Origin of the sequence: Variovorax sp. Root434 (assembly GCF_001426595.1) — a bacterium.
Lineage (GTDB): Bacteria > Pseudomonadota > Gammaproteobacteria > Burkholderiales > Burkholderiaceae_C > Variovorax.
The window spans coordinates 130,766-148,953 of record NZ_LMEK01000006.1 but is presented as its reverse complement, the minus strand read 5'-3'; the positions used below and the strand labels follow the sequence as shown (position 1 = coordinate 148,953).

Below are 18,188 nucleotides of genomic sequence, written 5' to 3'. Positions count from 1 at the left end.
TTCTATCCGGCGACGACCGCCGCCGGCTATTCTGCCAGCGCACACTGCACGGGCTTCGCGCCCAGCAGCGCCACGCACACCTGCGGATCGATGCCGATCAGGTAGCCCCGGCGCCCACCGTTGAGCACGATCTTCGGCAGCTCGAGAACGGTGGCCTCCACGTACACCGGCATCTCGCGCCGCGTGCCGAACGGCGACGTGCCACCCACCATGTAGCCGCTGTGCCGCTGGGCCACCTCGGGCTTGCAGGGCTCGACCGACTTGGCGCCGATCTGCCGCGCGAGGTTCTTGGTAGACACCGTGCGGTTGCCGTGCATCAGCACGATCAGCGGCCTGGCGTCCTGGTCCTGCATCACCAGCGTCTTGATGACGGTGAACGGGTCGAGCCCGAGCATCTCGGCGCCCCGCTGCGCACCGCCGTGCTCGACGTACTCGTAGGGATGCTCCGTGAACGCGACCTTGTGCGTCCGCAACAGCTGCGTTGCGGGCGTTTCGGACACGTGGGTCTTCTTGCTCACGCCGCCGGATCGCGGATTTCCCAGCGGATCTTGTCGATCTCCGCCAGGATCTCGGGCGACAGCGTGGTGCCGTACGCGTCCAGGTCTTCTTCCAGCTGCGCCAGCGAGGTCACGCCGATGATCGTGCTCGCCACCTGCCACTTCGTGTAGCAGAAGGCCAGCGCCAGTCGGGTCGGCGTCAGGCCGTTGTCGCGCGCCAGCTGGTTGTAGCGCCTGGCCGCGCGCAGCGAATCGGGACGGCCCCAACGCTGCTTGCGCACCGATTCATAACTCGAAATCCGCGCGCCCTTGGGCGCATCGGGCCCCTCGATGCCGCTCTGGTCGTACTTGCCCGTCAACAGGCCGAAGGCCAGCGGCGAATACGCCAGCAGCGACACGCCCAGCCGGTGCATCGTCTCGTCCAGCGCGTTCTCGTGGCCCCGGCTGATGAGGCTGTACACGTTCTGCACCGTCGCCACGCGCGGCAGCCCGTGCTGCTCGGCCAGCCGCACGAACTCGTGCACGCCGTAGGGCGTTTCGTTCGACAGGCCGATGGCGCGCACCTTGCCCGCCTTCACCAGCCTGCCCAGCGCTTCGAGCTGCTCCTGGATCGGGGTCTGCGATGTTTCCTTCGCCGGGTCGTAGTAGACGTTGCCGAACATCGGCACGTGGCGTTCCGGCCAGTGGATCTGGTAGAGGTCGATGACGTCCGTCTGCAGCCGCTTCAGGCTGGCGTTGCACGAGGCCTCGATGTCGGCCGCCGTCATGCCGCTGCCCTCGCGCACCCAGGGCATGCCGCGCGACGGGCCGGCCACCTTGGTCGCAACCACCAGCTTCTGGCGCGCACCGGGGTTGGCGGCGAACCAGTTGCCGATGATGGTTTCGGTGACGCTGTAGGTTTCCTTGCGCGCGGGCACCGAATACATCTCGGCGGTGTCGATGAAGTCGACGCCGCGCTCGAGCGAGCGACTCAGGATGGCGTGGGAGGTGGGCTCGTCGACCTGTTCGCCGAAGGTCATCGTGCCGAGGCAGATCGGGGTGACGTGCAGGTCGCTTTGACCGAGTTGGATCTTTTTCATGCGCGGGATGCTACCGCCCCGACCCGCAACCCGCTGGCCGCTGCGCCAAAACCCGAGCAATCCGTGACGGCCGGCTGTCGTGCGCCGGACTGCGTCATCACAAAGGCCTCCTTATCATCGGCGCCCATGTACCAAGTCCTCCGCCCCTCCCGCAGCGAATTCGTGCCCGTGCGCAACCTCAGCTACCACGTGCGCCTCTGGGGCCAGCCCTCCGATGCCCGACCGCCGCTGGTGCTGGTGCATGGCTGGATGGACGTGGCGGCGTCGTGGCAGTTCGTGGTCGATGCAATGGAGCAGGACCGCTTCATCATCGCTCCCGACTGGCGCGGCTTCGGCCTGACCGACGGCGGCGGCGTCGACAACTACTGGCTCGCCGACTACCTGGCCGACCTCGAATGGCTGCTCGACCACTACGCTGGCGAGGGCGACAACGCACGGCAGGTCGACCTCGTCGGCCACAGCATGGGCGGCAACGTCGTCATGCACTATGCCGGTGTGCGGCCCCAGCGCATCCGCCGCCTCGTCAACCTTGAAGGCTTCGGCATGCCCGCGCGCAAGCCCGAGGAAGCCCCCGCGCGCTACGGCCAGTGGATCGACGAGCTCAAGCGCCTGCACCGCGGCGAAATGGCGCTGGCCGGCTACTCGGCCGTGGACGGCGTGGCGCGCCGCCTCATGAAGACCAACCCGCGCCTCACGCCCGACAAGGCCCAGTGGCTCGCCAGCCACTGGTCGGCCAACCAGGCGCAGCCCGATGGCAGCGAACGCTGGCAGATCCTCGGCGAGGCGGCCCACAAGATCGTCAACGCCCACATCTTCCGGGTCGACGAAACGCTGGCGCTGTATGCGCGCATCACCGCGCCGCTGCTGATGGTCGAGGCCGCGGACGACAGCCTGCAAGGCTGGTGGAAGAACCGCTACACGCTAGAAGAATTCCACGAGCGGCTGAAGTCGGTCGGCAACAGCCGCATCGAGCGCCTCGAAGACGCGGGCCACATGCTGCACCACGACCAGCCGCAGCGCGTGGCGCGGATGATCGAAGCGTTCCTGGCATCCTGAGGGGACGGGGGGCGCTGTTCAGGGCGCGCTCACGCCGACGGGGTACCTTGCTCCGCGAATGTCCCCCGGCCTGCGGCCTCCTCCTTTATTTCGCTGCGCAAGGCACCCCGCCGTCGTGATCGTTCACAGGGCGTCGGGTGCTCCCCGCAGCGAAATAAAGGAGGAGGCCGCAGGCCGGGGGACATTCGCGGAGGGGAGTACCCGGCGGCCTGTGCACGCGCCGGGAACAAGACCACCCACTCTTTACTCTTCGTCTGCGTCGTTGCCCGTCAGCGAGAGAACTTCTTCGACGAAAGCCTCGAAGAGCGGCAACGAAGCAGGCAAGGCGTCGAACGACTCAACCTCGCCCGCATCGAAGAAATGCGGCTTGCCGTCCGGCACCGACACCCATTCGCCGGCCTCGACAAGCAGCCCCAGGTAGCCGTCGGCGGTCGGCACATAGAACAGCCCGGCGCTCTCCAGCACGCGCTGTCCCTTCTTCTTGCCACGCCCCCAACTCACGCCCTGCCCGGCCAGGTGCTCGGTGATCCAGCCGTCGCACACATGCGTGTCGCGCCAGCTTCCTTGGGCATCGAATACGGCGAGCACGGGCATGGGGCGTCCTTTGTTGTCTGCGAAGTTACTGCAGGAAGCTGGGCTTGGCATAGCCCTGGAACTTGCTGTCGACCACCGCCTTGAACTCCTTCGAGCGGTAGGCCTCGGCGATGTCCTTGGCCCACTGGGTGTTCTTGTCGGCGGTCTTCACGGCCACCACATTCAGGTAGTAGTCCGGCGTTTTTTCCAGCACCACGGCCTCGGTGAGCTTCAGGCCCGACGAGATCGCGAAATTGCCGTTGACGATGGCGTACTCGGTGTCGCCCAGCGAACGCGGCAGTTGCGCGGCTTCGAGCGGAATGAACTTCAGCTTCTTCGGGTTCTCGGCCACGTCCTTTTCCGTCGAGCGCAACGCGTCGATGCCGGGCTTGAGCGTGATCAGCTTGTTCTGCTCCAGCAGCACGAGCGCTCGGGCCAGGTTGCTCGGGTCGTTCGGCAGCGTCACGCGGTCGCCTTCCTTCACGTCGGCCAGCGTCTTGCGCTTGGTCGAATACACGCCCATCGGCGCGATCGGGCCCTGCACCAGTTCGGCCAGGTCGAGCTTCTGGTCGGCCGCGAACTTCTTCAGGTAGACCTGATGCTGGAAGAAATTGGCGTCGAGCGAACCCTGGGCCAGCGCGAGGTTGGGCTGCACGTAGTCGTTGAACTCGACCAGCTTCACCTTGTAGCCCTTCTTCTCGAGGATGGGCACGATGCCGGCCTTGAGCTGGTCGGCGTTGGAGCCGGCGGTGCCGCCGATCACGAGGTTCTTCTTGGCGGGGTCTTGCGCGTGGGCCTGCAGCGAGAGGCCGCCGAGCGAGACGGCAGCCAGGGACAGGGCGAGAACGGAACGACGCAGGAATACGGTCTTCATGGGAAAGGGAGAGCTAGGGGGAAAAAGAAGGAATCAACGCTTGTCGAGCCTGCTTGCCGTGGTGTTGCCCACGAATTGCAGGATCTGTACCAGCACCACGAGCAGCGCCACGGTGAGCACCATCACGTCGGTCTGGAAACGGTAGTAGCCGTAGCGGATGGCCAGGTCGCCGATGCCGCCGCCGCCCACCACGCCGGCCACGGCCGAGTACGAGAGAAAGCTCACGGCCAGCACGGTCAGCGCCAGCACCAGGCCCGAGCGGGCCTCGACCAGCAGCACGCGCCAGACGATCTGCAGCTCGGTCGCGCCCATGGCATGCGCCGCCTCGATCACGCCGCGCGGCACTTCGCGCAGGCACTGGTCGACCAGCCGCGCCAGGTAGGGAATGGCCGCAAACGACAGCGGCACCGCTGCTGCCAGCGGCCCGATCGACGTGCCCGCAATCACCCGCGTGAACGGCACCAAGGCCACCAGCAGGATGATGAATGGGAACGAACGCACCGTGTTCACGAGCCAGTTGAGCACCAGGAACGCGGGCTTGTTCTCCAGCGACTGGCCGGGGCCCAGCAGGAACAGCAGGATGCCGAGCGGCCCGCCGATGAGCACCGCGGCCGAGAGGCCGATGGCCAGCATCATGAAGGTCTGGCCGGTGGCGACCCACAGCTCGGGGAGGATGGGGGCGATGTTCTCAAACATAGGCCGCCTCCAGCACGTTGCGCTGTACCGAAGCCGGACGCGGCTCGACCGGCAGGCGCGCCTCGCGTTCGCGGCGACGCACCAGCTCGTCGATCTCGCGACCCAGTGCGGTCTTGCGCTCTTCGCTCGGTGCATCGACCGCGAACTGCTCCACGAGCCGGCCCTTCTCGAGGATGGCCACGTTGCGGCACAGCACCTCGACCACCGACAGCTCGTGCGTGACGATCACGATGGTCACGCCGATCTTCTGGTTGATCTCGCGCAGCGTCTCCAGCAGCGAGCGCGTGGTTTCGGAGTCGAGCGCCGAGGTGGGCTCGTCGCACAGCAGCACCTGCGGGCGCGGCGCCAGCGCACGGGCAATGGCCACGCGCTGCTTCTGCCCGCCCGAGAGCTGGGCCGGGTAGGTGTCGATCTTCTCGGCCAGGCCCACGAGCGCCAGGCACTCGCGCACACGGGCATCGATCTCGGCCTTCGAGTGGCGGCCGTGGATCTTCAGCGGGAAGGCCACGTTGTCGAACACCGTGGCGTTCTGCAGCAGGTTGAACTGCTGGAAGATCATGCCGATGTTCTGGCGCGTGTCGCGCAGCTCGCGGCGCGAGAGCGTGGTGAGGTCGCGCCCGCCGACGAGCACCTTGCCCGCATCGGGCCGCTCCAGCAGGTTGATGAGGCGCAGCAGCGTGGACTTGCCGGCGCCGCTCTTGCCGATCAGGCCGAACACGTCGCCCTGCTGAATGTCGAACGACAGCGATTGCACGGCGTCGAACACCTCGCCGTTGGGCAAGGCGAAGGACTTCTGCACCGATTGAAGACGGATGACTGGCGCCGCGTGTATGTCGCGGCCCGAGTCAGGCGTGGGTTGGGTCATGGAGAAAAGCGCGGCCCGCGCGGCGCGCAGGTCGCGGAGGTTCGCGAAAAAGGGGTCGAGTATGAAAAGAAAGGCAACGAAAGGGAACGAACAAATCGGCGCTTGCTTATGCCTCAGAACACATAAGGGCACGAACGTGTAAACCAATGCGCCATATAGATATGCGCATTGGTTCGTTTCCAAACGGCGTCCGCAATGCCACATTCGCGCCTTCATTTTTTGATTTCGCACAACGACATGCACAGCACTTTCCGCCGCCGCGCCCTCGCCCTGGCCGCGCTCGCCGCCACCCTCCTTGCCGGCAACACCGCCTTCGCGCAGGACAAGAACACGCTCAAGGTCGGTGTCTCAGTCGGCAACGGCGAGCAGATCTTCGAGGTGGTCAAGAAGGTCGCCGCCAAGGACGGCCTGAACATCCAGGTCGTGGTGTTCAACGACTACCAGCTGCCCAATGCGGCGCTGGCCTCGGGCGACCTCGACGCCAATGCCTTCCAGCACCAACCCTTCCTCGACAACCAGAACAAGGCGCGCGGCTTCGACATCGTGCCGGTGGGCCTGACCATCACCGCGCCTCTGGGCTTCTATTCGCGCAAGATCAAATCGATCGACCAGCTGCCCGATGGCGCGGCGGTCGGCATCCAGAACGACCCGTCGAACGGCAACCGCGCGCTGTTGCTGCTGCAGACCGCCGGCCTCATCACGCTAAAGCCCGAGGCGGTAAAGAACAACACCGCCACGCCGCTCGACGTGGTGACCAACCCGAAAAAGCTGAAACTGGTGGCGCTCGACGCGGCCCAGCTGCCGCGCTCGCTCGACGACCTGACCATCGCCGCCATCAACAACGACTACGCCGAGAAGGCGGGCCTGTCGCTGAACAAGGACGCCGTCATCAAGGAAGCCGCCAAGAGCCCGTATGCCAACCTGATCGCCGTGCGCCGCGCCGACAAGGACAAGCCCTGGGCCAAGCGCCTCGTGGCGGCTTATCAGTCGCCGGAGGTGAAGAGCTTCATCGAGACGCAGTTCAAGGGTTCGCTGATCCCCGCGTTCTGATTTCGGGGTATTTCCCCCTCCCCCGCTGGGGGAGGGTTGGGGTGGGGGCACGGCGGCGCATCCATGGAGCGCCCTGCCCGCCCCCATCCCAGCCTTCCCCCAGAGGGGGAAGGAGCAATACAGGGCCTCGGCAGGGCGGGTTTTCGGAGCGTGAGAAAATGTCGGGTTCCCCCGAACACCAACCCTCACAGTCAGGACACCCCATGGACGCAGAACAGATCAACCAAATCGGCGCAATGCTCGCGGACCTGAGCGTCCGTACGGTCGATTTACGGAGGTATCTTTGACTACGATGCCAAAGCTGAACGACTGAGGACAGTCAACGCATCGCTCGAAGACCCGAACGTCTGGAACGACCCGAAGAAGGCCCAGGAACTGGGCAAGGAAAAGAAGTCGCTCGACGACGTGGTCGTCACGCTCGACCGGCTCACCAACGGGCTCTCGGACAACACCGAGCTCTACGAGATGTCGAAGGAAGACGGCGACATGGACGGCCTGCAGGCCATTGCCGATGACGCCGCCACGCTCGAAGCCGACATCAAGCAGCTCGAATTCCGCCGGATGTTCAACAACCCGGCCGATCCGCTCAATGCCTTCGTCGACATCCAGGCCGGCGCCGGCGGCACCGAGGCCTGCGACTGGGCCAGCATGCTGCTGCGCCAGTACCTGAAGTACGCCGAGCGCAAGGGCTTCAAGACGCAGATCGAAGACGAAACACCCGGCGACACCGCCGGCATCAAGGGCGCGACCATCAAGGTCGAGGGCGACTACGCCTTCGGCCTGCTGCGCACCGAGACCGGCGTGCACCGCCTGGTGCGCAAGTCGCCCTTCGACTCGTCGGGCGGGCGCCACACCAGCTTCGCCAGCATCTTCGTGTACCCGGAAATCGACGACTCCATCGAGATCGAGATCAACCCGTCCGACGTGCGCACCGACACCTTCCGCGCCAGCGGCGCCGGCGGCCAGCACATCAACAAGACCGACTCGGCCGTGCGCCTGACGCACATCCCGACCGGCATCGTGGTGCAGTGCCAGGACGGCCGCAGCCAGCACAGCAACCGCGACGTGGCGTGGAAGCGCCTGCGCTCGCGCCTGTACGACCACGAAATGCGCAAGCGCCAGGAAGAGCAGCAGAAGCTGGAAGACAGCAAGACCGACGTGGGCTGGGGCCACCAGATCCGCAGCTACGTGCTGGACAACAGCCGCATCAAGGACCTGCGCACCAACGTCGAAGTCTCGGCCACGCAGAAGGTGCTGGACGGCGATCTCGACGTGTTCATCGAAGCCTCTCTGAAGCAAGGCGTCTGATGAAGGTCGAAGCGCTGATCTTCGACATGGACGGCACCATGATCGACTCCATGCCCTGGCATGCGCGCTCGTGGGTGGAGTTCGTGGCGCGCCACGGGCTGAAGCTCGACGTGAGCGACATCCTTGCGCGCACCACGGGCCGCACCGGCACCGAGTGCATGCGCGAGCTGTTCGAGCGCGACCTCTCCGACGCCGAGTGCCAGGTGCTGGTGCACGAGAAGGAAGAAATCTACCGCGCCATGTTCAGCGACAACTTCGCCGAAGTGGCGGGCTTCTCCGCCTTCGCCAAGGCGGCCGTCGCGCGCGGGCTGAAGGTGGCGGTCGGCACGGCCGGCGACAGGCACAACATCGAGTTCGCCATGTCGCGCCTGAAGATGGACCCGTTGCCGCTGGCCATAGTGGGCGGCGACGAAGGCTTCAGCGGCAAGCCCACGCCCGCCATTTTTCTCGAAGCTGCACGCCGCATCGGCGTTGCGCCCGAACGCTGCATCGTTTTTGAAGACGCGCCCTTCGGCATCGAAGCCGCCCGCCGCGGCGGCATGCGTGCCGTGGCCGTGTGCAGCACCCATACCGCCGCCGAGCTTGCCGGCCCCCATGTGATTGCCGCGGTTCGCGACTACGACGAACTCGCTCATTCGAATTTTCTGGAGACACTCGATGATGTTGCGTGACGCTCAAGGGCAACCGATTGCCATTCGCCGCGAAGACTATGCCGCTCCGGCCTACTGGATCGACACCGTCGACCTCACCTTCGACCTCGACCCCGCCAAGACCCGCGTGCTCAACCGCATGCAGATGCGCCGCAACCCCGAGGTGCCGCTGGAACCGCTGCGCCTGCACGGCGACGAACTGAACCTGGCGCGCGTGCTCGTCAACGGCCAGGGTGCGTCGTTCCGCATGGAAGGCGACCAGCTCGTCATCGACGGCCTGCCCGACGCGTTCGAGCTCGAAATCTTCACCACCTGCTGCCCCATCAAGAACACCAAGCTGATGGGCCTGTTCGTGAGCGAAGACACCTTCTTCACGCAGTGCGAGGCCGAGGGCTTCCGCCGCATCACCTACTTCCTCGACCGTCCGGACGTGATGGCGATGTACACCGTAACGCTGCGCGCCGCCAAGGCCGCCTACCCGGTGCTGCTGTCGAACGGCAACCTCGTCGAGCAGGGCGAACTGCCCGAAGGCCGCCACTTCGCGAAGTGGGTCGACCCGTTCAAGAAGCCCAGCTACCTGTTCGCCCTGGTGGCCGGCAAGCTGGTGGCGCGCGAGCAGCGCATCAAGGCGCGCAGCGGCAAGGAACACCTGCTGCAGGTGTACGTGCGCGCCGGCGACCTCGACAAGACCGAGCACGCGATGAACTCGCTCATCAACTCGGTGCTGTGGGACGAAGCCCGCTTCGGCCTGCCGCTGGACCTCGACCGCTTCATGATCGTCGCCACCAGCGACTTCAACATGGGCGCCATGGAGAACAAGGGCCTGAACATCTTCAACACGAAGTACGTTCTGGCCAACCAGGCCACCGCCACCGACGCCGACTACAGCAACATCGAGAGCGTGGTCGGCCACGAGTACTTCCACAACTGGACCGGCGACCGCGTCACCTGCCGAGACTGGTTCCAGCTCTCGCTGAAAGAAGGCCTCACCGTCTTCCGCGACCAGGAATTCAGCCAGGACCTGTGCGCCGACGCCTCGGCCCGCGCCGTCAAGCGCATCGAAGACGTGCGCGTGCTGCGCACTGCCCAGTTCCCCGAGGACGCCGGCCCCATGGCCCACCCGGTGCGGCCCGACAGCTACATCGAGATCAGCAACTTCTACACCGTCACCATCTACGAAAAGGGTGCCGAGGTGGTGCGCATGATGCAGACGCTGGTCGGCCGCAAGGGCTTCGAGCGCGGCATCACGCTCTACTTCGAGCGCCATGACGGCCAGGCCGTGACCTGCGACGACTTCGCGCAGGCCATTGCCGGCGCCAACCCCGAATCGGAACTGGCCCGCCTGCTGCCCCAGTTCAAGCGCTGGTACAGCCAGGCCGGCACGCCGCGCCTCGCGGCCCACGGCGTGTACGACGCGCAGAACCGCAGCTACACCCTGAGCGTGGTGCAGAGCTGCCCACCCACGCCGGGCCAGCCGACCAAGGAGCCCTTCGTCATTCCGCTGAACGTGGGCCTGCTCGACGCGAGCAGCGGCCGCGAACTGCCGCTGCAGCTCGAAGGCGAGAGCGAAGCGACGCAGGGCACGCGCACCGTGGTGCTGTCGCGCGCCGGCGAGCAGATCACCTTCACCGGCCTCGACGCCGAGCCCGTGCCTTCCATCCTGCGCGGCTTCAGCGCGCCGGTGATCCTCGACTTCGAGTACACCGACGCCCAACTGCTCACCCTGCTGGCCAACGACCCCGACCCGTTCAATCGCTGGGAAGCCGGCCAGCGCCTGGGCCTGCGCGCCGCGCTGCAGGGCATTGCCGCGCTGGCCACCGACACCACGCCGGTACTGAACGACGCGTACATCGACGCCATGCGCAGCGTGCTGCGCAACCCGCAGCTCGACGCCGCCTTCAAGGAACTGGTGCTCACGCTGCCGTCGGAAACCTACATCGCCGAGCAGCTCGACGTGGTCGACCCGCAGCGTGTGCACCTCGTACGCGAAGCCATGCGCGCCCAGCTGGCCACCGCCCTCTTCGCCGACTGGCAGTGGGCGTATGAAGAGCACCACGACACCGGCGCCTACAGCCCCGACCCGACCTCGTCGGGCCGCCGCGCGCTGGCCGGCATGGCGCTCAACTTCCTGTGCCTGGCGGCGCGCTCCTCGGGCGACGTCGTGTGGCCGGGCAAGACGCTGCAGCGCTTCAAGGACGCGGGCAACATGACCGACCGCTTCAACGCGCTCAACGCGCTGGTGTCGTCGGGCCACACCCTGGCGGCGCAGGCGCTCGCGCGCTTCCACGCCATCTTCAAGGACGAGGCGCTGGTCATCGACAAGTGGTTCTCGCTGCAGGCCGGCGCCAGCGACCGCGGCGGCGACATCCTGCCGCTGGTGAAGCAGCTGATGAAGCACCCCGACTTCTCGCTGAAGAACCCGAACCGCGCGCGCAGCGTGATCTTCAGCTACTGCAGCGCCAACCCCGGCGCCTTCCACCGCCCCGACGCGGCCGGCTATGTGTTCTGGAGCGAGCGCGTGATCGAGCTCGACGCCATCAACCCCCAGGTCGCAGCCCGCCTCGCGCGTGCGCTCGATCGTTGGAGCAAGCTGGCCGAGCCCTACCGCAGCGCCGCGCGCGAAGCGATCGCCCGCGTGGCGGCCAAGCCGGACCTGAGCAAGGACACCCACGAAGTGGTGACCCGCGCTCTCGCAGGCAACTGAAGAAGAACCCCGAACCCGGAAAACACATGGCTCAAAAGATTTCCCTCACCCGCTACCTCGTCGAACAACAACGCGCCGACGGCCTCATTCCCGGCCAGCTGCGCCTGCTGCTCGAAGTGGTCGCGCGCGCCTGCAAGAGCATCAGCCAGGCCGTCAACAAGGGCGCGCTGGGCGGCGTGCTCGGCACCGCCGAGAGCGAGAACGTGCAGGGCGAGATCCAGAAGAAGCTGGACATCATCGCCAATGAAGTGCTCATCGAGGCCAACGAATGGGGCGGCCACCTCGCGGCCATGGCCAGCGAGGAAATGGACAGCATCTACGTGGTGCCCAACCGCTACCCGCAGGGCGAATACCTGCTCATGTTCGACCCGCTCGACGGCAGCAGCAACATCGACGTGAACGTCAGCATCGGCACCATCTTCAGTGTGCTGAAGAAGCCCGACGACCACCCCGGCGTGCAGGAAAGCGACTTTCTGCAGCCGGGCACCCAGCAGGTGGCCGCCGGCTACTGCATCTATGGCCCCCAGACGACGCTGGTGCTGACCGTGGGCAACGGCGTGGCCATGTTCACCCTCGACCGCGAGCAAGGCAGCTTCGTGCTGACGCAGGAAGACATCCAGATTCCGGCCGACACCAAGGAATTCGCGATCAACATGAGCAACATGCGCCACTGGGACGAGCCCATGAAGCGCTACATCGACGAATGCCTGGCCGGCAAGGAAGGCCCGCGCGGCAAGGACTTCAACATGCGCTGGATCGCCAGCATGGTGGCCGACGTGCACCGCATCCTGATGCGCGGCGGCGTCTTCATGTACCCGTGGGACAAGCGCGAGCCCGAAAAGGCCGGCAAGCTGCGCCTGATGTACGAGGCCAACCCCATGAGCTGGCTGGTCGAGCAGGCCGGCGGCGCCGCGACCAACGGCAAGCAGCGCATCCTGGACCTGCAGCCCACCAAACTGCACGAGCGGGTGAGCGTGATGTTGGGTTCGCGTAACGAAGTTGAGCGGTTGACGCAGTACCACGCCGAGAAGCCTTGATTTCTTGGCTATAATCTGAGGCTTCGCCGGTGTAGCTCAGTCGGTAGAGCAGCTCATTCGTAATGAGAAGGTCGGGTGTTCGATTCATCTCTCCGGCACCAAAACTAAAAGCCCGCTATCCAAAAGGTAGCGGGCTTTTTCGTTATGCGGAATTTGGCCCGCCATCGAACGATGGCGGGCCTTTTGGTTTGCCGCGTCGAGTTCAGCTACGAAGCCGCCGACACCTCGCTCAACCATTTCAGGGCCAGCGCAGGCACGACCTCCGTCGCCCTGCCCTGCAGGAAAGTGAAGCCATGCGGCACCTCTTCCATGTCGAGCGCAACCAGCACCTTCTGCGCGGTGCGGTCCGCGTATCGAACAAGAGATGCAGCCGGATGGACCGTGAGCGACGTGCCCACCACCAGCACGCGCGCTGCGGTGGCCACGTGCTCTTCGGCTTCCTCGAAGTGCTGCACGGCTTCGCCAAACCAGACGATGTCGGGCCGCAGTTGCGTGCCGTCTTCGCACAGCTGACCCATTGCGATGGGATCGCTGTCGATGCGATAGCGCTTCGGGTCGGACTCGGGCGTTCCGCGCGCATACGCGAGTTGCCCGTGCAGATGCAGCACGTTGCGCGAGCCCGCGCGCTCGTGCAAGGCGTCGACGTTCTGCGTGACGATCACCACCTCATACGCTGGCTCGAGTGAGGCGATCGCGATGTGCGCGGCATTCGGCTGTGCCTGCCATGCCTTCTCACGCCGCTCGTTGTAGAAGGCAAGCACCGCCTCCGGGTGCCGCTGCCAGCCGTCCGGGCTTGCGAGCTCCTGCCACGAGTAGCTGTTCCACAAGCCCTTGGCATCGCGGAACGTGGGCAGGCCGCTCTCGGCGCTCACGCCGGAGCCCGAGAGCACGACGATCTTGTTCGGCTGGACCCGGGATTTCATGCTTCGGCACTCCTTTGGCTTTGCTGTTGAATTATTGGCTCCCCGAACACGGATCGAACGTGTGACCTGCGCATTAACAGTGCGCCGCATCTACCAGCTGAGCTATCGGGGAAAAATGGATTGAAGAATGTGATGTGAATGGAGGCGCGGACCGGAGTCGAACCGGTCTGGACGGATTTGCAATCCGCTGCACAGCCGCTTTGCTACCGCGCCGAAAACTGCTGCTGATTTGTGGAGGGAAGAAGATGGTGGATCGTCTTCGAGTCGAACGAAGTATTCCAAAGGAGGCGGGGTTACAGCCCGCTGCAGTCGCCAGTGCTGCTCACGATCCGCGAAGAGACGAGTTGATGAATGGCGTTCCGCAGGGGAGTCGAACCCCTGGCTTCCTCCTGGACAGGGAGGCACTCTGGCCACTGAGTTAGCGGAACGAGGAAGAAAAAGAGTGACTGGCGCGCGCGGAAGGAGTCGAACCTTCAACCGTTGGGTTTGGAGTCCAGTGCTCTGCCAATTGAGCTACACACGCGAAGAGAAAAAATAGATGGTCTGAGTGGCAGGATTTGAACCTGCAGCCTCCTGCTTCCAAGGCAGGCCGTCTACCAGATTGACACTACACCCAGAGAAATCTGTTCGAGAAAATTGGTGCCCCGGGGGAGACTCGAACTCCCAGAATTCCGCTTCTAAGGCGGACACGTTTGCCGGTTTCGTCACCAGGGCTGAATAGGTGATGTGAGGCGACGATCCGTTCCAGTGGCCGGTCTCGCCTCGTTGCTTGCGAATTTTTAAAGAGCGTTCACGGGGCTGGAGCCCGATGTCATGCAGCACGATCGCTGCCTGAAAAGATTGAGTGAGGCAAAAACAAAGAGACCCGGAACCTTGCGGTGTCCGGGCCTCTGCTTGAGAGAGCTTGGGAGGTCTGCGTCTACACGCATCCTCCACCCGGTTGCACCTGATCCTTGCAATCGCTCGGCCACAGATTGGCCTGCGGCTCTTGCATGGGGTACGGGTATTGATCGAGTTGCTGCAACGACGGCAGCAGACCAAAGCCAAGGCCGTCACGCGACGCGACACGCACGAACACATTGCCCGATGCGGGGCAGGTGCTGTAGATGCGGATCTGTGCGGCTTTCACGATATGTCCTGTTGGCGTTGAGTGGATTGGACTGTAAATAGTCTTTACACAATCGTCAACAACTTTGATCGACTTTTTTTGAAGTCCCGTGGTGGCCACACAGCCCACGCGACAAGCTCATCAAGGCAGCCGCTATCGCGCACCAGCCACGATCGCAATCCCCCGAATCTGCCCTGCCCCCGGCGCACGCTCCGGCTTCGCATAGTGCGCCGGTGCAAACCGGTGCAGCAGCTCCGCCTCCTGCACCTTCGCGGCTTCGAGGTTCGCGAGCTTGACGTGGCCGAAGCCGCGAATCGACAGCGGCAGTGCCGCGATGCGCGCGGCCGTTGCCTGGTTGCCGGCCGAGAGTTCGCCGGCCATCGCATCGAACAGCCCGTCGAAATGCGCGATCAGCTCGCGCTCCGTACGCCGCTCGCCGGTGCGGCCGAACGGATCGAACGCCGTGCCGCGCAACCGCTTGCCCTGCGCCAGCCAGCGCATGGCGGGCAGCATCCAGCCGCCGATGCGGATCTTGGCGGGCGCATGCCCGTTCGCGGCGCGCGAGACCAGCGGGGGCGCCATGTGGAATTCGAGCTTCAGGTCGCCTTCGAACTGCTCCGACAGCTTCTTCACGAACTCGCCGTCGGTGTAGAGCCGCGCCACCTCGTACTCGTCCTTGTAGCTCATGAGCTTGAGCAGGCTGCGCGCCGCGTTGCGCGTGAAAGGCAGGCTCGCATCGCCGCCCGCCAGTGCAGCCTCGCGCGCACGCAGGCTGCGGATGCGCGCCTCGAAACGGTCTGCCCACGCGGCGTTCTGGTAGCCCGTCAGGTGGCGGCGTGCATCGGCGATCAGCACGTCGAGCGGGCGCTCGTCGGCCTGCGAAGCGTGTGCGTCCGTGGGCGCTGCGCGCAACTGGTCGAGCGCCGCAGGGTCGCCCGCCGCGAGCCGCCCCAGCGAGAACGCCGATTGATTGGACGCCACGGCCACGCCGTTCAGCTCGATCGCATGCATCAGCGCCTCAAGGCTCAGCGGCACCAAGCCGCGCTGCCATGCATAGCCCGCCGCCACGATGTTCGCCGCCAGCGTGTCGCCGAGGAATTCTTCCGCGAGGCTTTGCGCGTCGAAGGTCTCGACCTGCTCCTCGCCGGCGACGAAGCGCATCTTCTCCAGCAGCAGGTCCACATGCAGATCCGCATCGGGGTTGCGCAGCGACTCGGCCACCGGAATCTCGTGGATGTTCGCAAGCACGCGCGTGCGTCCGTGCCGCACGGTCTGCAGCGCATCGGCCGACGCGCCCACCACCACGTCGCAGGCGAGGATCGCGTCGGCCTGCTGCGTGTCGATACGCACCTGGTGCAGCCGCTCACGCGAATCGGCCAGGCGCACGAAGCTCAGCACCGAGCCGCCCTTCTGCGCGAAGCCCATGAAGTCGAGCACGCTCGCGGCCTTGGCTTCGAGGTGCGCGGCCATCGCGATCACCGAGCCGACGGTCACCACGCCGGTGCCGCCCACGCCGGTCACGAGCAGGTCGTACGGCGCGGCCCACACATGCTCTGCGGGGTGCGGCAGTGCGGCCACGCGATGCAGGAAGGCGTCGCGCCCAGCGGCCAGCGCGCCGCTCTTGCGGCGCAGCTTGCCGCCTGTCACGCCCACGAAGCTGGGGCAGAAGCCCTTGGCGCAGGAATAGTCCTTGTTGCAGCTGGTCTGGTCGATCTTGCGCTTGCGGCCCATCGGCGTTTCGTGCGGCAGCACGGCCACGCAGTTGCTCTGCACGGCGCAGTCGCCGCAGCCTTCGCACACGGCTTCGTTGATGAACAGGCGCTTGGGCGGATCGGCCAGCTCTCCCTTCTTGCGGCGGCGGCGCTTCTCGGCCGCGCAGGTCTGTTCGTAGATGAGCACGGTCACGCCGGCCATTTCGCGCAGGCGGCGCTGAACGTCGTCGAGCGCGGCGCGGTCGTGGAACTCGGTGCCTTTCGGAAAGCGGTCCTTGATGTCGTCGTACTTGCCGATGGCATCGCTGACGACGACGACCTTGCTCACGCCTTCGGACTCGACTTGGCGCGCAATGGCGTCCACGCTGATCGCGCCGTCGACAGGCTGGCCACCGGTCATCGCCACCGCGTCGTTGAACAGGATCTTGTAGGTGAGCGTCGCCTTGGCCGCCACGGCCTGCCGGATCGCGAGATAGCCCGAGTGGTAGTAGGTGCCGTCGCCCAGGTTCTGGAACACGTGCGGCGTCTTCGTGAACATCGCGTGCGAGATCCAGTCGACGCCCTCCCCGCCCATCTGGATCAGCCCCGCCGTGCTGCGGTCCATCCAGTTGGCCATGAAGTGGCAGCCGATACCCGCACGTGCGGTCGAGCCCTCGGGCACCTTGGTGCTGGTGTTGTGCGGGCAGCCGGCGCAGAAGTACGGCACACGTTTGACAGCGTCGCTCGCGTTGCCGAGCAGCTCGGGCGGCGTGAAGTCGCGCACGTGCTGCAGGTGGTCGCCCAGGTCGTGGTTGTCGGGGAAGTGCACGGCCAGCCAGTGCGCGACCAGCTCGATGAGCCGCGACGGGCGCAGTTCGCCGAGCGCCGACACCAGCGGCTGGCCTTCGCGGTCGTGCTTGCCCACGAGCAGGGGCCGCGCATTGGCCGGTGCGTTGTAGAAGATGTCGCGCAGCTGCGTCTCGACGACCGCGCCCTTCTCCTCGACGATGAGGATTTCTTCGAGCCCCTGCGCAAAGGCCTTGATGCGCGTCTGCTCCACCGGAAAGCTCAGGCCGATCTTGTAGAGCCGCACACCGGCGCGGGCCAGTTGCTCCGGCGACAGTTCGAGCCGGCGCAGCACCTCCATCAGGTCGTGGTGCGCCTTGCCGCAGGTGACGATGCCCACCTTCGCGTGCTCGCTCACGATGACGTGGCGGTCGATGCTGTTGCGCTTGGTGAATGCGGCCACGGCCGCGAGTTTGTCTTCGAGCCGCGACTCGATGCGCAGCGAAGGCAGGTCGGGCCAGCGGTAGTGCAGGCCATCCGCCGGCGCGCGATGGCCTGTGGCGGCGCGCACGGTGTCGGCGTCTTCCCAGGCCTCGACGCGCGCGTTGACCACGTCCAGGTCCACGGTGCCCGCGCTCTCCACCACCTCCGACAGCGCCGCCATGCCGACCCAGGCGCCCGAGTAGCGAGACAGCTCGTAGCCGTACAGGCCGAACTCCAGGTACTCGGCGATGCACGAGGGCTGCATCACCGGCATGCGCCAGGCCATGAAGGCGTGGTCGCTCTGGTGCGGCATCGACGACGACACGCAGCCGTGGTCGTCGCCCGCCACCACCAGCACGCCGCCATGCGGCGACGAGCCGTACGCGTTGCCGTGCTTGAGCGCGTCGCCCGCGCGGTCCACGCCCGGCCCCTTGCCGTACCACATGGCGAACACCCCTTCGACCGTGCGCTCGGGGTCGGACTCGACGCGCTGCGTGCCCAGCACCTGCGTGGCCGCCAGCTCTTCATTGACGGCCGGCACGAAGCGGATGCCCGTTTCCTTGAACCGTTCGCCGGCCTTCCAGATCGCCAGGTCGACCATGCCCAGCGGCGAGCCGCGGTAGCCGCTGACGAAGCCCTGCGTGTGCAGGCCGCGCTGCGCATCGCGCCGGCCCTGCATCACCAGCACGCGGATCAGTGCCTGCGTGCCGGTGAGGAAGACCGAGCCCGACGGGGCCCAGAGGTTGTCGGAAAGCTGGTAGCCGGGCCGCCTGAGTGCGGTCGCGTTGTGTGGGGCGTTCATGCCCGG

15 protein-coding genes and 7 tRNA genes are annotated in these 18,188 nt (G+C 65.8%); 7 read left to right on the top strand and 15 right to left on the bottom strand.

Annotated elements, in window-relative coordinates; genetic code table 11:
- Positions 1–26: 26 nt before the first annotated feature.
- Both ASD05_RS07430 and ASD05_RS07425 read right to left on the bottom strand, forming a co-directional pair.
- Positions 27–518 carry an aminoacyl-tRNA deacylase gene (locus ASD05_RS07430; protein ID WP_007835536.1) on the bottom strand — a complete coding sequence of 164 codons (492 nt, stop codon included), beginning with the start codon at positions 516–518 and terminating at the stop codon, positions 27–29.
- Entirely contained in the window at positions 515–1,576 is a 1,062-nt protein-coding gene (locus ASD05_RS07425) for an aldo/keto reductase (protein ID WP_056589764.1), read from the bottom strand. The genes ASD05_RS07430 and ASD05_RS07425 overlap by 4 nt, the downstream gene beginning before the upstream one ends.
- Positions 1,577–1,702: 126 nt before the next feature.
- On the opposite strand from ASD05_RS07425, the gene ASD05_RS07420 reads away from it, so the two are divergent.
- Positions 1,703–2,632, top strand: coding sequence for an alpha/beta fold hydrolase (locus ASD05_RS07420; RefSeq protein WP_056589761.1), 930 nt, complete (start codon positions 1,703–1,705; stop codon positions 2,630–2,632).
- Positions 2,633–2,875: 243 nt separating this feature from the next.
- On the opposite strand, the gene ASD05_RS07415 is transcribed toward ASD05_RS07420, so the two are convergent.
- From ASD05_RS07415 to ASD05_RS07400, 4 genes are read right to left on the bottom strand one after another with little or no spacing between them, the layout of a single operon-like run.
- Positions 2,876–3,226, bottom strand: a complete 351-nt coding sequence (locus ASD05_RS07415; protein ID WP_056589758.1) for a hypothetical protein — start codon at positions 3,224–3,226, stop codon at positions 2,876–2,878.
- 25 nt (positions 3,227–3,251) lie between these two features.
- Positions 3,252–4,079, bottom strand: a complete 828-nt coding sequence (locus ASD05_RS07410) for a MetQ/NlpA family ABC transporter substrate-binding protein (RefSeq protein ID WP_056589755.1) — start codon at positions 4,077–4,079, stop codon at positions 3,252–3,254.
- A gap of 33 nt (positions 4,080–4,112) precedes the next feature.
- Positions 4,113–4,775, bottom strand: coding sequence for a methionine ABC transporter permease (locus ASD05_RS07405; RefSeq protein ID WP_007835547.1), 663 nt, complete (start codon positions 4,773–4,775; stop codon positions 4,113–4,115).
- A complete protein-coding gene (locus ASD05_RS07400) occupies positions 4,768–5,640 on the bottom strand; it encodes a methionine ABC transporter ATP-binding protein (protein ID WP_056589752.1) in 873 nt (290 codons plus the stop codon). Before ASD05_RS07400 ends, ASD05_RS07405 begins: the two co-directional genes overlap by 8 nt.
- A gap of 237 nt (positions 5,641–5,877) precedes the next feature.
- On the opposite strand from ASD05_RS07400, the gene ASD05_RS07395 reads away from it, so the two are divergent.
- The 6 genes from ASD05_RS07395 (at position 5,878) to ASD05_RS07370 (ending at position 12,490) form a co-directional block, all read left to right on the top strand.
- Complete coding sequence (locus tag ASD05_RS07395; protein ID WP_056590392.1) at positions 5,878–6,690, top strand: MetQ/NlpA family ABC transporter substrate-binding protein; 813 nt, start codon at positions 5,878–5,880, stop codon at positions 6,688–6,690.
- Between the two features lie 203 nt (positions 6,691–6,893).
- A protein-coding gene (gene prfB / locus ASD05_RS07390) for a peptide chain release factor 2 (protein WP_157610014.1) occupies positions 6,894–7,998 on the top strand; the annotation gives its coding sequence in 2 pieces (ribosomal slippage) (positions 6,894–6,974 and positions 6,976–7,998; 1,104 coding nt in all).
- Positions 7,998–8,669, top strand: coding sequence for an HAD family hydrolase (locus ASD05_RS07385; protein WP_056589745.1), 672 nt, complete (start codon positions 7,998–8,000; stop codon positions 8,667–8,669). Before prfB ends, ASD05_RS07385 begins: the two co-directional genes overlap by 1 nt.
- Positions 8,656–11,352, top strand: a complete 2,697-nt coding sequence (gene pepN / locus ASD05_RS07380) for an aminopeptidase N (RefSeq protein WP_056589742.1) — start codon at positions 8,656–8,658, stop codon at positions 11,350–11,352. The genes ASD05_RS07385 and pepN overlap by 14 nt, the downstream gene beginning before the upstream one ends.
- 26 nt (positions 11,353–11,378) lie before the next feature.
- Positions 11,379–12,389, top strand: coding sequence for a class 1 fructose-bisphosphatase (locus tag ASD05_RS07375; RefSeq protein WP_056589738.1), 1,011 nt, complete (start codon positions 11,379–11,381; stop codon positions 12,387–12,389).
- Positions 12,390–12,414: 25 nt separating this feature from the next.
- Positions 12,415–12,490 (top strand) — tRNA-Thr (locus ASD05_RS07370).
- A gap of 105 nt (positions 12,491–12,595) precedes the next feature.
- Here ASD05_RS07370 and ASD05_RS07365 read toward each other — a convergent pair.
- The 9 genes from ASD05_RS07365 to ASD05_RS07330 all read right to left on the bottom strand — a co-directional run bounded on the left by ASD05_RS07365 (position 12,596) and on the right by ASD05_RS07330 (position 18,182).
- Positions 12,596–13,312, bottom strand: coding sequence for an SIR2 family NAD-dependent protein deacylase (locus ASD05_RS07365; RefSeq protein WP_056589735.1), 717 nt, complete (start codon positions 13,310–13,312; stop codon positions 12,596–12,598).
- Between the two features lie 35 nt (positions 13,313–13,347).
- Positions 13,348–13,424: transfer RNA gene (locus ASD05_RS07360), tRNA-Asn, on the bottom strand.
- A gap of 27 nt (positions 13,425–13,451) precedes the next feature.
- Positions 13,452–13,525, bottom strand: a tRNA-Cys gene (locus tag ASD05_RS07355).
- A gap of 139 nt (positions 13,526–13,664) precedes the next feature.
- Positions 13,665–13,740 (bottom strand) — tRNA-Asp (locus ASD05_RS07350).
- Between the two features lie 19 nt (positions 13,741–13,759).
- Positions 13,760–13,835, bottom strand: a tRNA-Trp gene (locus ASD05_RS07345).
- 16 nt (positions 13,836–13,851) lie between these two features.
- Positions 13,852–13,929: transfer RNA gene (locus ASD05_RS07340), tRNA-Pro, on the bottom strand.
- A gap of 20 nt (positions 13,930–13,949) precedes the next feature.
- A tRNA-Leu gene (locus tag ASD05_RS07335) sits at positions 13,950–14,026 on the bottom strand.
- A gap of 205 nt (positions 14,027–14,231) precedes the next feature.
- Positions 14,232–14,441, bottom strand: a complete 210-nt coding sequence (locus ASD05_RS30000) for a hypothetical protein (protein WP_157610012.1) — start codon at positions 14,439–14,441, stop codon at positions 14,232–14,234.
- Positions 14,442–14,573: 132 nt separating this feature from the next.
- Entirely contained in the window at positions 14,574–18,182 is a 3,609-nt protein-coding gene (locus tag ASD05_RS07330; protein ID WP_056589731.1) for an indolepyruvate ferredoxin oxidoreductase family protein, read from the bottom strand.
- Positions 18,183–18,188 lie beyond the last annotated feature (6 nt).